At 41.2% G+C, this 15,463-nt stretch carries 11 protein-coding genes and 2 tRNA genes; 6 read left to right on the top strand and 7 right to left on the bottom strand.

From position 1 onward, the window contains the following. Nucleotides 1-119: 119 nt before the first annotated feature. The 4 genes from M1L62_RS27645 (at nt 120) to M1L62_RS27630 (ending at nt 6,404) form a co-directional block, all read left to right on the top strand. Nucleotides 120-2,369 (top strand): GH92 family glycosyl hydrolase, encoded by a 2,250-nt coding sequence (locus M1L62_RS27645; protein ID WP_254562884.1) that lies wholly within the window; start codon nt 120-122, stop codon nt 2,367-2,369. A 318-nt stretch (nt 2,370-2,687) separates the two neighbouring features. Beyond that, on the top strand, nt 2,688-3,263 hold the full coding sequence (locus tag M1L62_RS27640) for a TetR/AcrR family transcriptional regulator (RefSeq protein ID WP_254562883.1): 576 nt from the start codon (nt 2,688-2,690) through the stop codon (nt 3,261-3,263). Between the two features lie 490 nt (nt 3,264-3,753). Next, the gene (locus M1L62_RS27635; protein ID WP_254562882.1) at nt 3,754-4,158 is read left to right on the top strand and encodes a DUF2958 domain-containing protein; all 405 of its coding nucleotides are present in this window, start codon (nt 3,754-3,756) and stop codon (nt 4,156-4,158) included. A gap of 266 nt (nt 4,159-4,424) precedes the next feature. Then, on the top strand, nt 4,425-6,404 hold the full coding sequence (locus M1L62_RS27630; protein ID WP_254562881.1) for a T9SS type B sorting domain-containing protein: 1,980 nt from the start codon (nt 4,425-4,427) through the stop codon (nt 6,402-6,404). A 364-nt stretch (nt 6,405-6,768) separates the two neighbouring features. Here M1L62_RS27630 and M1L62_RS27625 read toward each other — a convergent pair whose 3' ends face one another. The 6 genes from M1L62_RS27625 to M1L62_RS27600 all read right to left on the bottom strand — a co-directional run bounded on the left by M1L62_RS27625 (nt 6,769) and on the right by M1L62_RS27600 (nt 11,624). Continuing rightward, a complete protein-coding gene (locus tag M1L62_RS27625) occupies nt 6,769-8,685 on the bottom strand; it encodes a hypothetical protein (RefSeq protein ID WP_254562880.1) in 1,917 nt (638 codons plus the stop codon). Continuing rightward, nucleotides 8,685-9,221, bottom strand: a complete 537-nt coding sequence (locus M1L62_RS27620) for a Panacea domain-containing protein (protein ID WP_254562879.1) — start codon at nt 9,219-9,221, stop codon at nt 8,685-8,687. The genes M1L62_RS27625 and M1L62_RS27620 overlap by 1 nt, the downstream gene beginning before the upstream one ends. Nucleotides 9,222-9,800: 579 nt before the next feature. After that, a tRNA-Pro gene (locus M1L62_RS27615) sits at nt 9,801-9,874 on the bottom strand. Nucleotides 9,875-9,932: 58 nt separating this feature from the next. Beyond that, nucleotides 9,933-10,006, bottom strand: a tRNA-Arg gene (locus tag M1L62_RS27610). Nucleotides 10,007-10,095: 89 nt separating this feature from the next. Then, nucleotides 10,096-10,875, bottom strand: a complete 780-nt coding sequence (locus tag M1L62_RS27605; protein ID WP_254562878.1) for an enoyl-CoA hydratase/isomerase family protein — start codon at nt 10,873-10,875, stop codon at nt 10,096-10,098. Nucleotides 10,876-10,964: 89 nt separating this feature from the next. Beyond that, nucleotides 10,965-11,624, bottom strand: coding sequence for a phosphatase PAP2 family protein (locus M1L62_RS27600; protein WP_254562877.1), 660 nt, complete (start codon nt 11,622-11,624; stop codon nt 10,965-10,967). Between the two features lie 176 nt (nt 11,625-11,800). Between M1L62_RS27600 and asnS the strand changes: the two genes are divergently transcribed. Beyond that, nucleotides 11,801-13,237, top strand: a complete 1,437-nt coding sequence (gene asnS / locus M1L62_RS27595; RefSeq protein ID WP_254562876.1) for an asparagine--tRNA ligase — start codon at nt 11,801-11,803, stop codon at nt 13,235-13,237. A 17-nt stretch (nt 13,238-13,254) separates the two neighbouring features. Here the strand turns inward: asnS and M1L62_RS27590 are convergent, their stop codons facing one another. After that, on the bottom strand, nt 13,255-13,977 hold the full coding sequence (locus M1L62_RS27590; protein WP_254562875.1) for a class I SAM-dependent methyltransferase: 723 nt from the start codon (nt 13,975-13,977) through the stop codon (nt 13,255-13,257). Between the two features lie 254 nt (nt 13,978-14,231). On the opposite strand from M1L62_RS27590, the gene M1L62_RS27585 reads away from it, so the two are divergent. Continuing rightward, complete coding sequence (locus M1L62_RS27585) at nt 14,232-15,452, top strand: serine hydrolase domain-containing protein (RefSeq protein ID WP_254562874.1); 1,221 nt, start codon at nt 14,232-14,234, stop codon at nt 15,450-15,452. The last annotated feature ends 11 nt before the right edge of the window (nt 15,453-15,463 follow it).

The following is a 15,463-nucleotide window of genomic DNA, read 5'->3' as shown; positions in this document are numbered from 1 at the left end:
TTTTAATAGCTATCGGGACGGATTAAAAAGTTTAGAGGCAAATGTGCTATCTATACCAGACAAAGAGAAAATCGTTAAAATTATAAGCACCATTACAGTAAATAAAATTTCAGTAAAGCATGATCCAATCCTTTAAAACATTAAAAATTTCCAGTTTAATAGTACTTAGTTGTTGCATTAATTTCAATTCGGAAGCACAAAAAAACGAGGTTTCCGGCAATCTTAAATATGTTGATTTACGCGTAGGAAATGTTGGCCAGCTTTTGGAACCGACCCGCCCGACGATCCAGCTTCCTAACCAGATGGTTCGGATGTTTCCGGAACGCAAAGATTATCTTGACGATCAGATCACGAGTTTTCCCCTTATCGTCGTTTCGCACCGTCTTGGGCAGGCCTTTTCAATCAAGCCATTTGTTAAACCGATCTCGTCGGTTAATTACAAGGAAAAACTGGCTTATGACCATGACCTGGAAATTACCCAGCCCTGGTATTACTCAACATACCTGATCGACGACGAAGTGCAGGTAGAATTTACGCCGGGTAAAAAAACAGGTATTTATCGCTTCGATTTTACAGGGAAAGCTTCGAAAAGCCTTCTATTCAATTTATACAACGGGGGAGAAGGATCCTGGAAATTTATTTCGGATCATGAAATTGTAGCTACTGAAACCTACCATGGCGACATTCCCGTGTACATGTACGGTGTTTTCAGCGAAAAAGGAACGACCGGACTGATCGACGGTGACAAGGCATTGACCGAGAAAAGTGCCAAAGGGAAAAAGGTAAAGGCCTGGATCAGTTTTCCGGATAATAAATCGGGAAAAATCGACTTTAAATATGCGATTTCTTACATCAGCCCGGAACAGGCCAAAAAGAATTTTGACAAGGAGTTACAATCAGCCGGGTTCGAGGATTTGAAGAAAAGCGGCGAAAAAACCTGGGGCGAGGTAATCAACCAGATTCAGGTTGAAGGCGGTACAGAAGCGCAGAAACGCAGTTTTTATTCTTCGCTGTACAGAACGTATGAGCGTATGGTTGATATCTCGGAAGACAACCAGTATTACAGCGGTTTTGATAAAAAAATCCACAACAGCACACGCCCGTTTTATACGGATGACTGGACCTGGGATACCTACCTGGCGCACCATCCTTTGCGGATTATCCTGAACCCGGCGAAGGAAGAAGATATGTTGAATTCGTTTGTGAACATGTACGAGCAAAGCGGCTGGATGCCGACGTTTCCGGTACTTTTCGGAGATCATGCCTGTATGAATGGTTTTCATTCTTCGGTTACGTTTCTGGATGGTTACAGAAAAGGGCTGAGGAATTTCGATGTCTCAAAGGCGTATGCGGGCATGTATAAAAACGCCACACAGGCGACAATGCTTCCGTGGAGAAACGGGGCTAAATGCGAACTGGATGATATTTATCGTACCAAAGGTTATTTCCCGGCGCTGCGACTGAACGAAAAAGAAAATGTGAAACTGGTTGACCCTTTTGAAAAACGTCAGGCCGTTGCGGTTACGCTGGGTGGAAGTTATGACGACTGGGCGGTTGGTGAATTGGCGAAAGATCTTGGCAAGACGGAAGATTTTAAAACTTTTAACGCCCGTGGTTTAAACTACAAAAACCTTTGGAATAAGGACAAAAGCATGTTCCTTCCGAAGGACGATAAAGGAGAATGGGTTTCAATTGATCCGAAATTTGACGGCGGCATGGGTGGCCGTGATTATTATGACGAAAATAATGGTTATACCTACAAATGGCAGGTTCAGCATGATATCAGCGGGCTGATCGGTCTGATGGGTGGCAAGAAAGGTTTTGAAAACGAGCTGGATCAGCTTTACCGGGAAGGGCTGGGGCGCAGTAAATATGAATTCTGGAGTAAATTCCCGGATGCAACCGGTCTGGTGGGGCAGTATTCCATGGGGAATGAACCTAGTTTTCATATTCCTTACCTGTATAATTACACCGATGCGCCCTGGAAAACGCAAAAAAGAATTCGTTTTCTACTCGATGTATGGTTCAAGGATAACATTTTTGGTATCCCCGGAGACGAGGATGGTGGTGGTATGACAGCGTTTGTCGTTTTTTCTTCCATGGGTTTTTATCCGATAACACCCGGAAAACCTGAGTACACGATTGGTAGCCCCGTTTTTGAAAAGGTGACAATTGATCTTCCAAACGGTAAAAAATTCAGAATGATCGCCAACAATTGTTCGGTGACCAACAAGTATATCCAAAGTGCCAAACTGGATGGGAAAGTATTAAATGTGCCATCCTTCACACATGATCAGCTAACGGCAGGCGGAACGCTGGAACTGGAAATGGGACCAAAACCAAATAAAACATGGGGGCTAGGCAACTAAATTTTTGACAGCCATTAAACCTTTTCCCCTAAACCGGCTCTTATCGTTAGCCATGAATTTTAAAATACAAACTATTCCTACCCCTGACTTTTATCTGTAAATCCACTTTTTGGAAAACACAAAAATCCGGCATCACTTACACTGATGCCGGATTTTCTTTTGGATTTTAAGTAACCAGGTTAAGCTATAAGTCACTATACCTGAGGATAGTTTTAAAAAGCCGGTGATTTGCACTAATCATGAATAACTATTGTTGCCTAATGGAGATTTAATCGTGAAATATTTTGGAACAAACGTTCTAAATAGTAAATTTGCAGTATGGCACGTAAAAAAGAGTTTGATCCGGAAGAAAGGATGGAAAAAGCGCGTGATCTTTTTTGGGAAAAAGGTTACAATGCGACTTCCATGGAGGACCTCGTACAGACCATGGGACTGAATCGGGGTAGTATATACGATACTTATGGCGATAAGCATAGTCTTTATCTGCAGTGCTTGGGAAACTACGCTGCGGAAAAATTAAGAGAGCATAAAGAAGCGGCACTGGGAACTTCACCCATGGAAAAGGTGGAAAATATGATCCTCAGTGTTGTGGAAGCGACTGTCAATACGGGTAAATGCTGTATGGCGGTTAACTCCACGTTTGAGCTTGCAACGGTTGACCAGAGTGTTCATTCCATCATTAATAACAACTGGAAGGATATCGTCAACTTTTTTGAGCAGCTCTTAACGGATGCAAAAAAGGTTGGAGAAATTTCATCCGATAAGGATCCAAGGTTGCTGGCGGAGTTTATCGCAGCGAATTTTACAGGGCTGTGGCAGACATACATTTTGTCACGGGACAAGAAACAGGTTGAAAAGCTGGCCCAGTTTCTGATTGGGATGATTAAGCACTAGTTTCTTTTTTATTTGAATTAATACGGAACAAAAATTCCTGAATTGATATTTCCGGCTTCGTTGTGTGAAGCGGATCGATATCAATTCAGGAATTTTTTTGTGCAGAAAATCAGATGATTAAGGGCTGAATATCCGAGTTTTTTATGCGTTTTAAGAATAATATTTTTTTGTATTTTTTGATATTATAATATTATTATTTTGTTTGTGACCGACTGGCGTTGAAAAAGTCTTATTGCTGAGTATTTATTTTGCATAACACACACTTAACCAGAGGACAAATGAAAAAAAGACAGCGAAAAAAGGCTTATAAAAAGCTGGTCGCGTGGTGGATCAGAAACTCCGATCGTTTCAGCGATGAAATAATTCAGTACCATCCGATCAACATTTTGTCGTAGGAGCGCGGTTGGCTGGAAGCAGTCATTTGTGGGCAACACGTGCATTAGTCCCGCTATTAATTGTCAAATATTCATATAGCTACTATCTTTGGATCATGTCAAAAATGATTACAGAAGATTTCAGAGCGATCATGATCCAGAATGCTTTCGAAGTTCAAAATGAACTTGGGAAAGATCATGCCCCGGTAGTTAAATTACATTCTCAATACGGTAAAGCGATCTGGTTATTATCAGAGCTTGATTCCGTTAATAATATTGCTTACGGTCTGTGCGACCTTGGACAGGGTACGCCAGAGTTAAGTTATGTCTCCATCGAACACCTCGAAAGTATCAAACATGCCAGGCTGAAAGTGCCGATGGTGGAAATGGATAAGGATTTCGTGGGGCAATATCCGATGAGTGTTTATTTTGAAGCTGCGAAAATGGTTAAAAGAATCACCGACGATGACGAGATTCTGAAACGGGCTGTCCGGGCCATCGCGGATCGCGAATTCAATTAAACCGGTATTTTTCAAAGTGTGAGGGGTCATTTTTGATCGCTGCCTTACACTTTGAATTTCATTTTTTTGCCGGATATTCTCCCTTACTCTGTATAAAATCCTTTCCTGCACAGGAAGTCCCGGAATTACCACGCTGCATTAAATAATTTCTTCTGCACTTAAGATTGAAATGTAAGGTTTCCTCGTAAATTTAAAAGTAGAAATAGTTCGAAAGAATATTTCGGTGCTTTACTCGCGTTAGTTGTAATCAGACTCTTTGTGCCCTCATGATGAAGCTGGGATTTTTACAAGTAATAACCTTCTTCCTGCTGATCACCAATTCCCGGGCACAGACCGTTGCACACGTATATCGTTTTGATAATAACCTCGAGGTAGCTCAGCCAACCTGCGGGCCTGATCTGGTCGCTGTGAATGCGCCGGGTAGTTGTGCCGTTGCGGGTAATGCCGGCAATTTCACAGAGGATGTTTTGTCCTGTGGTTTGCAGCGAAAGTTATACCACAATAATCTGCATGGCGGGTTGATGTATGCCAACAATGAGGGGACGATTACCGATACTTATACGATCCAGATGTATGTGAAAAATGTAAGCTGGGGTAAGATCAGGACCCGTATCATTGATTTTTCAAACGGGCAGTCGGACCAGGGAATTTATTTTAAGGACCTTGCAGGTTCTCCCGACCGTTGCCTTGATTTTTATCCGGGCGGCGGGGCAGGACCATGTCCTTTTTTTAACGCAAACACGTATTATTTACTGACGTTCACACGTAACGGACAAAGCGGAAAGATGGATGTGTACGTTAATAATACGCTTTTTGTTACTTACAATGACGCTGATAAGCGGTATGTAGGGAAGACGGGGACACCGGTTTACGTTTACAGGGACGATGGGCAGGTGACCTGTGAGTCGGGCGAGGCTAATTTTGCCTATTTGTCGTTCGCCAACTATTTTTCCGACCAGTCAGCAGTGTCTAAAACCTATCAGGATATCTGTGCGGTTTCCAGTATCAACGTCACGGCCGACTTTCTGATCAATCCCAATCCTTCCTGTGGCAACGGGAATATCAAAGTAGCGTATACCGGTGTTTTGCCTGCGGGATCAGGTTACACTTTTGAATGGGATTTCGATGGAGCAACCATCCTCAATGGTAGCGGAAGGGGGCCTTATGCGCTGCGATGGACTACAACGGGAACAAAAAGTGTAAGTCTTAGGATCATTAATGAAACCTGCGGCAATGCGATCATCAATATTAAAAAGACGACGGTAACTTTTCCGGATGTATCGGTATCCGTAAAGCAGGATGAATGCCAGATCGGGGCTGACCTGGTAATAAATGCTTCCAACGGTACATCACCATTTCAATATTCGCTGGACTCGGTCAAGTTTCAGGCGTCAGGTACGTTTAAAGTCGCTTCGGGTAGTTTCAGGATTTTTGTAAAAGATGCCAATGGTTGTATCAAGGAAACTTCGGTGGATGTGCCCTCTACTGGTGCAATTCAGCTGAGAACCCTTGCAGACACGATCATTTGCCTGGGACAAAAAGTGCAGTTACTGACAACCGGCAATGTTACAGATTATAGCTGGGCACCGGCCGATGGCCTCGATAATCCATCGGCGAAAGACCCGTTTGCGTCACCGGTACAGACCATGGAATACATTGTGAAGGCGGTAAAAGGTAACTGTTCCCGGCAGGACACCGTTTTGGTTACGGTTATCCCGGCCATTGAGGTTTCAGTTTCACCGGATGCCTTGATCCCTTATGACAAACCCTATCAGCTTTTTGCTTCTTCGGCTCAGCTAAACGGGATATCAGGTGTAAAATATAGTTGGCTTCCAGCGACCGGTCTGGATGATCCGGCCGTGGCAAATCCCCGGGCAACATTAAAGAGTAGTCAGGCTTATACCGTGGAGTTAAGTACCCCACAAGGCTGCAAAGGGCAGGGAAAAGTAAATTTAACAGTCATTCCGCCCGCCTGGATCGTACTGCCCGACGTGTTTACGCCCAACGGAGACGGTAAGAATGAAATACTTCTGCCCGTTGCGAAAGGAATATCTTCCCTGAAATATCTGAACGTTTACAACCGTTGGGGCGAAGTCGTATATTTTGGCAGTCAGCTGAGCGAAGGTTGGGATGGCCGGATAAAAGGGATTGAAGCAGCAAGCGGGACCTATGTCTGGAAACTTGAAGCAGTAACTGAGGATGGCGAGCGGATTACCGGTAAGGGGACGGTTTTGTTGATACGGTAATGCTTTCAAGCAAAAAGCACTGTGATGATGGTCATTTGTAAGACGCAAAGTGCACTATTTATGAAAAACGAGCCGGTTTACATTTCGACAATTATTAAGTCAATTTTTTTAATCGCACAACGCGTTTGGGAATTTGAATGAAGAAGAATACGGGTATCATCCATATTTTGGGGCTTACAAAAAGTTACTTAAGAAAAAGAATCAAATGGAAGATCCGGATCGCGAGGTTAAAAGTAGTATTTCCTTCACAAAACGGAATGGTATCGTGATCAGGATGGAGAACTGAAGCAGATAACTATTAAAACTTAGCTTTGGGAGTCAATCCATGTTTTCTGTATTAGTTGAGACTTAATCTGAAGCCTACCTATTTTACTTGAGAGTGTTTTTTAATTAGTACCTCTTTATTTTTTAATCTTACATTAACTAGTGAATCTACTCGCGAGTTTATAGCCTTACTGTTAATAGTTGGCGTAGAAATAACCAATGCATAGATAGTAGAAATGGCCAATCCAGCTATTAAAATCCAGTGAATCCATGGAATTTTTTTTATTGCAAATGAACTTTCCCGAGTAATCATCCAGATTATGATAATAAAAAGGATCATAACATAGGCGAAAATTAACATAAATCTTAATGCATCTTCAATAGTTTCTGTTTTGTTAAACACTTGAATATTTGACGAAACAAAAAGCACAATTGCTGCAAAAACACTTAAAATCTCAATATGTTTTTTATCTGTCTTCTCAATCGTTTCCTTGATATCTTGAATTTTTTTAATGTCAACTAAGATACTGCTTTGAACCTTTGAAATTGTCTCTAATTTAATATAATCAGAAGTTACAGTTGCCACATCTTTTTGAACACGTTCGTAATCAATAGGTAAAACAATCGAAGAAGCTAAAAATACCTGCACTTGATGTTCATCACGCTCAACCGTTCTTGTACATTCAGATATTGGCATTTGATAAGGAGAGAAATTACGATCCTTACACCAATCAAAGTTTTTCTTAAGTATTTCCTGAAATTGTCTGAGATATTTAAAATAGTAAATTATTTTTTCGAAATTCTCATCATACTTAGATTGTCTGCCGGGCTCAAGAAGTGAATCTAATTGTTTAGTTAGGTGTTGACAAATTTTTAAATACGGGAAATAGTTAAAAACTTTCGTTTCCTGCTGTAAAAAATCTATGTTATTGATTTCTTTCAATAATTCACTGAAAGGTATGTGATCGATATTCGTTAGGACTGAAAATCTATTATTGAATATGTAATTTTTAGTAATCTCATAAGCCCTTTTGTCAAAATCATTTATTTCTTCACTTTGGAAAGAAAAATGAGATGTGAACTTGTCCGAAATTTCGATAAGTTTACTTTCACTAACATTAAGGATCTTGTACTTTTTTACAATACAATGAAAGTTCTCATAAGTTAGGTTTTGATTATTTTGGTAGTTCCTAAGCGCTGTATTTAAGGTGCTTGTAAAATCCCTTGATGAAACACCGTTATCCACATCATAATGTAATTTCGTAATTACGCTAAAATCTTGGAAAAAGTATTGATCAAGATTTTCATCATTCAATTCTCTTTCGACAAAGTCAATTGCGTATAAAAAATTTTGTTCGCTTTGCTTATAACGATAGCTTATTTTTTGCAAAAGGAAGACACATTTATCAAGTAGTATCGAATAGATTATATTACTTTCTTGAGATCGCTCCTTCAGATTGTGAGATAATAAGACTAGCTCTTTTAAGATGTTGGGCCTAGCCGAAATATGATGATCGTATTCGGCGAGTTTTATATTAATCGTCCGAAATTCGTGAGCCTGATCAACCACTGATGCCAGTGAGGCTGGCATGTTGTCAAACCGCATGCTTTTTATTGCATTGAATCGAATTGAAGTATCAATTGAATTATAGTCTCGCGTAACGTTCGAATGAAAGTGCTTATAATTTCTTAAAGAATAGCTGTATATTTTAAATGCTGATATTATTAGATTGTTGAGTTGATTTACACTTTCGTCATCTGTAACTGATTGATCAAAGTAATAACTTGGGGAAAACAATTGCAGAGTACTTTCTAAATTATTCAGAAATTCAGGCTCTCGAATATATTCCCCCGAAATCAAAGAAAGATTTAAATTTTTATAAAAATCCTCCGAGAATGAAAGTAGTAAGTTTGTGGTTGCAACGATCTTGTTTTCAGTGTTTTGGCTGTTGGTTAAAGGGTCTAAGCCAGAAGAAAATGGATCACTAAAGGAGGATTGGATAGCACTTAAATACATTACGACTGGTATCTTAGTCTATATATCTTACTTTCTTTCTTTATAATCAGCGGATCAATGGGTAAAGAAAACTTGTTGATACTTCTCGCTAGGCTAAAGGTGCTTTTCCATGAATACCACTGATGACTCAGCTCTACTAGGTCGGAGGCAGAATAAGAAACCAAAGATCTATTTTTTAAAATTAAGGATTTTAATGATTCGTCCAATCTAGCTTTTAAATGATCAATTTCATCGTAGTAGCCTTCGGGTACAATATTTCTTGATATTCCACTTCTCGCGAGAGTATACTTAACGCTCTGGCCAAGGTTGTCATAAACGTCACTTTCCACGTGACCGAAAGGTAAGGCATAAAAATTGTTAAACACATCCAACAAGCCATCGTTGTCTGTGTCTGCGTTAACTGCAGATACAAAAAATAGAAGTTTGATTAGCTTCAACTTGGTGAAGTCCGAGGTATAGTCAGAATTAGGCTTCTCTCTTGTGTACCAAGTGACAAATCCGTCTATGAGGTACTCAAATGCCTTAACCTTAAACATAATTTTGAAAGTGTTTTATGTAGCAGAGATAAAACTAATATTTATCTACTTATAAATATTATTTATTTTTTTAAGGGACATTTAATGGGGGGATTAAATGTTGCTATTGAATCTATATATTTATAAGTTATTTCAATAACCACCGATTAAAATATCTGATTTTAGTTTAATAAATCGACTCTCAATCACATAACGGATTAATAGATAAAAAGATTTAAATGTAACACATCTGATGCCAATTTGATACCTTAACTGAAATAAATAAGGTAAGTTGTTTTATATAAATGTGTTATATATTCCCGTCACGATCACAACGGTCAATTGAATAAAAAAACAACTAAAGAGCGGTTCTAAGATTTTTTTGCTATCCTTGGCTGACAATACTAATTAACTGTTGTTAGTAACAAATGCGAGTAAGAAATTAAGACATTATCTGAGGGGGAAGATAATGGGATGTGGGAGGATTTTCGAATGATAAAAAAACAAAAAGAGGTCAATCAAATTTCTTGATTAACCTCTTTTTGTTTTCTCATTAGCCTTAATTTTTTTATTCTGAGAAAATTAAGTGCTTCATTTTTGTCGGGGAGACAGGATTCGAACCTGCGACCCTCTGGTCCCAAACCAGATGCGCTACCGGGCTGCGCCACTCCCCGAATCAAGAATTTTTCTTTTCAGTAAAAAGCACTTATCGGTTTGATAAGTGCTTTTTTGTGGACTTGTAGGGATTCGAACCCCAAACCTTCTCATCCGTAGTGAGATGCTCTATCCAATTGAGCTACAAATCCATTCCTTGAATTGGACTGCAAAGGTAGATGATGGATTTTTTGTATGCAAGTAAAAGAGGGAAAAATTTTAATATTTTTCAAATTATTTATTAGTTGCCTTGATAATCAGGTCGTTTCTTTTGTAAAAAAGATGAGATACCTTCCGCGGCATCCCGGCTGTGATACAGCTTTTCCTGGCTTTCTGCTTCAAGGTTCAGGATTTCGGCAAGATTTGATTCATACGATTTGTTAAAAACCTGTTTCATCAAACCGATTGCCAGTGTTGGCGCCTGCCGGTAATAAGCGACAGCTTGTTCGATCGCTGCATCAAGGTTTTCTCTGGGAACAGATTTGTTGATCAGCCCCATCTGTGCTGCTTCCGGTGCATAAACCTTACGGCCGGTCGAAGCCAGTTCAAATGTCCTGGCCATGCCGATCAGTCTTGGTAAAAAGAAACAGGAGCCGGCATCAGGCATCAGACCAATTTGCACAAAAATCTGGCTGAGGTACGCGTCTTCACTGGCTATAACCAGATCGCAGGCCAGAGCGAGGGAGCAGCCAGCACCGGTAGCCAGACCGTTGAGCCGGCAAATAACCGGTTTGGGAATATTTCGGATGGCCTGGATCATGGGATTAAAATCTTCCCGCAACATTTCTCCCGCAGTCTTTCCCGATTCCATGGCAGCTTTTAAATCGGAACCTGAGCAAAATGCCTTATCGCCTTCACCGGTCAAAACAATGACACGAGCCTTCGGATCGTTTTGGGCTTCGGTAATGGCTTGGGTAATTTCCCGGATCAGTGCCGAATTTAGGGCATGGTGTACATTCGTCCGGTTCAGGTTTATCCTGACAACCCCGTCGTTATGCTGAAAAAGAAGATGTTGGTACATGGTTATAGCATTGGGATGAAGATATGAAATCAGGGACTTAATATAGGAAAAATTAAGTCGCTAAGTTGCTGTCCCGATGCGATTAACGCTTAAAATAAAAAATATACCGTTGCACTGCTGACCGCCAATCCGCAGGCGACCCCTGCAACGATTTGTCCTGGTGTATGCGCATTCAGATAAAGCCGCGCACTTAGTAAAAAACCGGTGATCAAAACGACGATCAGTAACGGGGCCAGTAACAAGGGTTCGTCGAAACGGATGAGCATAGCAGTAAGTACACCCATAGCTCCCCCCATTCCGGTTGCGTGCGCACTGATTTTCCATGATAAACTGATCAGGGCGATCAGGATCATGGACACCGTTACACTGCCAAGCAAAATGGCTATCTGAGGCGCCAGTTCTCCGATGGGCTGCAACTGCCAGCCAAACAGATATGTAGCGATCGCATAAATGATTGCACAGGCGAGGTAGGGCAGGCGCCTTTCACGTAAAGAATCTACATGTAAAGTGCTGATAATACCGAGCCGGTAAAAGTAATAGACAACAATCGTGGGTGCTATAAATGTATTCAGAAATATCAGGAGTAATAAGCTGCCGATAGCAGGTAATTCCAACGCACTAACGCCCATAAGATCAGGAACTATAAAAAAGAGAAGTCCAAAAAGATACGTAGTGATGATCAATGGGTGGAACACTACGGATAATATTGTGGCGGTGCGGTTATTCAAAACAGAAAATACGTTAGTCATCGTTTGCAAGAAACAAAATTAAGCCATAAACCAGTTCAGACAATAGTCTTTTGGTACATAAAAGTAAGTTGGGTTTTTAGAATAGGTTTTCGTAGGGTATTTTGTAATTTTGCGCCTCATTAGAATGAAAAGGAAGTTTATAGTTGAGTTTATATAAGGATTGAATTTATATTAAGATGGGACCTTTGCAGATCAAAGAATTATTACAACAGACTCCGGATGCAAAATCCGTTACCCTGAAAGGTTGGGTACGTACGAAACGTGAAAGTAAAAATGCTATCTTCATAGCGCTTAACGACGGATCGACCATCCATAATATACAGGCGGTTGCAGCACCGGGCCAATTCTCTGCTGAACTTTTGCTTACGGTTACAACAGGTTCTTGTCTAAAAATAACGGGCCAGCTTGTAGCATCTCAGGGTTCTGGCCAGGCTGTGGAGGTTAAAATTGATGATATATTTGTTTATGGAACGGCAGATGTGGATTCGTATCCGTTACAGCCTAAAAGACATTCGCTTGAATTTTTACGTGAAATCGCGCATTTGCGTCCACGGACCAATACGTTCGGTGCAATCCTGCGTATCCGTCATTCCCTGGCTTTTGCGGTGCATCAATATTTTAATGAAAAAGGATTTTTCTACCTGCATACACCAATTATCACCGCTTCGGATGCGGAAGGTGCGGGTGAAATGTTCCGTGTAACGACTTTGGATCTTGACAAACTTCCAAGAACAGACGAAGGAGTGATTAATTTCAAAGAAGACTTTTTTGGAAGAGAGGCAAACCTGACTGTTTCCGGGCAGCTGGAAGGAGAGCTGGGTGCTATGGCCCTTTCCAAAATATATACTTTTGGCCCTACGTTCCGTGCTGAAAATTCAAACACAACACGCCATTTGGCAGAGTTCTGGATGATTGAGCCTGAAATGGCGTTTTTCGAGCTGGAAGATAACATGGAGCTTGCAGAGGATTTTGTGAAATACGTGATCCGTTATGCGCTTGAAAACTGCAAAGATGATCTGGCTTTCCTTGAAAACCGTTTGGCAGAAGAAGATAAAAACAAACCACAAAACGAACGTTCAATTCCACTTTTGGAAAAACTGAATTTTGTTGTTGAAAATGCATTTGAGCGTCTGACTTACACAGAAGCGATCGATATTCTGTTAAAATCAAAACCGCATAAGGAAAAGAAATTCCAGTATCCTGTGGGTTGGGGAATTGACTTATCCAGCGAGCACGAGCGTTACCTGGTTGAAAAACATTTCAAAAAGCCCGTGATCCTGACGAACTATCCACGCGAGATCAAATCGTTTTACATGAAACTGGATGACGATGGAAAAACGGTACGTGCGATGGACGTTCTTTTCCCGGGTATCGGTGAAATTATCGGCGGAAGTCAGCGCGAGGATAATTATGAAAAATTACTGGAACGTGTCCATGAAGTAGGAATCGATCCGGAAGTGATCTGGTGGTATCTGGAAACGCGTAAATTTGGTACGGCGCCTCACTCCGGGTTTGGACTTGGTTTTGAGCGTCTGGTATTGTTTGTAACGGGTATGAGCAACATTCGCGACGTGATTCCTTTCCCAAGATATCCAAAAAGCGCTGAGTTTTAATCAGCGCTTTTTGAAAACTATTTTTCACCGTAATAGCAGGCAAAAACGCTGTTGCGGTGGAGAATATCATAATGAGAAAAACCGGCATATCTCAGCAAACCAAGCTGAAATGGCAACGACCTCGGAGAGTCTTCCTTATCGATATAAGCGAAGACTTTTTCTTTATAATCCGGTCCGCCGATGGATTCAAGATAATCGCCATAACGCTTCCACATCACGTCATGCACGCCACGCTGGTCGAAGGAAACCAGATCCGAAACGTAAATCCGTCCTCCCGGTTTTAGCCACTTATAAAGTTTCTCGAAGGTTTCCTCCCAATCTTCGTCGTCGCGCAGGTGATGCAAAACCGCTCCTGCCAGAATACAATCAAAAGAGTTTTCTTCAAAATCCAGTTCGCGAAGATCCGAATGATAGGTTTGTACATACTTCACGCCGGATGCTTCCACACGCTGGCTGGCACGTGTCAGCATGGGTTGGCTAAGGTCTACCAAATGGCATTCGAGCGGGTGTACTTCCTGCAAAACACGCAAGGTGAAATTACCGGCTCCGCAGCCCAGATCGAGGATTACGTCATTACGTCTTAAATGCAACGCAGCCGTTTCTGCAACCAGGTCAAGAACCAATGGGGCATCAATAGTAGCCTGTTGGCCTGTTTCCAGTTTGCTAAACCGCTCTACATCATTGTCAAACCTCTGCTGGATTTCTCTGGTAGATGATTTTTGTTCTAATGGAGTCATCATATTGTTGTACTAATTATGTAGGATACTAAGTTATTTTGGAATCAATCTAAATGAGCGTTAGGGTCATTACTTTCTAATTTATATCTTTGTAAGCCTGGGAAATTTCGGTTTGTATATTGTTTTCGTTTACAATGAAGTACGAAGATAACGGATTCCATGGTTGCGGATACATTGAAATACATTAGATAAATTATAAAAATGCTGACAGATTATCGTTAGTATATTACGTTTGAAAACTTAATGGCCAAAAGCCTATGTTGAAAAAAGTGCAGCCGAAAATGTGGTGGGCGGCGTTGCTGGCCGTATTAGTAATAGTGATCTCGTGGGGATTGGTGAGGAAGAGTAACTCTGACGATCTTGTTAATTTCAAAAGAAATGCGAGGTCTAATCCAAATCTTGATCCTACGGAAATTAAAAATCCTGATGCCAAAACGACCCTGAAAATATCACAAATAGAGGATATATTTAGAAGAAAAAGGAATGCCGGATTTAATGGAAACGTGCTTGTCGTTCAGAAAGGCGAGATACTTTACCAGAATTCCTTTGGTTATGCACACCTGAAAGACAAGGATTCGCTTCAAAGTCATTCCAAATTTCAGCTGGCTTCTTTGTCCAAACCATTTACCGCTGTTGCGGTTTTAAAACTGGTGCAGGAAGGAAAGGTAAGTCTGGAAGATTCGATACAACGGTTTTTTCCTGATTTTCCATACCATGGTGTGAAGGTGAATATGCTGTTGAGTCACAGAAGTGGTTTGCCAAACTATATTTATTCTTTCCCTGACAGCGTCCGTCACGGCAGGAAATACCCGACCAACATGACGATTATGGACTGGTATGCCAAAGTGGTTCCGACTCCGCAGGCTTATAACCGTCCGGGACGTTCTTTTAACTATTGTAATACCAACTATTGCGTGCTTGCGGCGATTGTGGAAAAGGTTAGCGGCAGTTCTTTTGATCAGTACCTGCACAACGAAATTTTCACACCGCTTGGAATGAAAAATACCGTTTTGGTGACGGACACATCCGAAGCTGCAATGTCCTACCGCACCGTAGGCCATCAGTACGGGCGGTTTGTTGCCAAGGATTATTACGATGAAGTTGTCGGAGACAAGGGTTTGTATGCTACCACAGGTGATATTTACCGGTTTTATGCCGGCCTGACGTCGGGTTTATTGCTTAATAAAAACCTGCTGACCGAAGCCTGGACACCGAGGAGTTTTGAGCGCGAAGGCATCCGGAATTACGGTTACGGGTTCAGAATGCACGTAAAACCGGATCATTCCACGAGGTTTATTTATCACGGAGGCTGGTGGAAAGGATATAATTCCATGTTCTGGATTTGTCCGGAAGATGAAGCGGTTATTATTATTTTAGGAAATTCATACAACAGAAATATTTACGATATCAAGGAATTACTGCAGGTGCTGCACGGTGGTGACAGCGGTAAACTGGAAGATATCGAGAAAGACCTTTAGCATAGTTTGAA

Source organism: Dyadobacter diqingensis (assembly GCF_024220585.1).
GTDB classification, from domain to species: Bacteria; Bacteroidota; Bacteroidia; order Cytophagales; family Spirosomataceae; genus Dyadobacter; species Dyadobacter diqingensis.
This window is presented reverse-complemented; position numbering and strand designations above follow the sequence as displayed.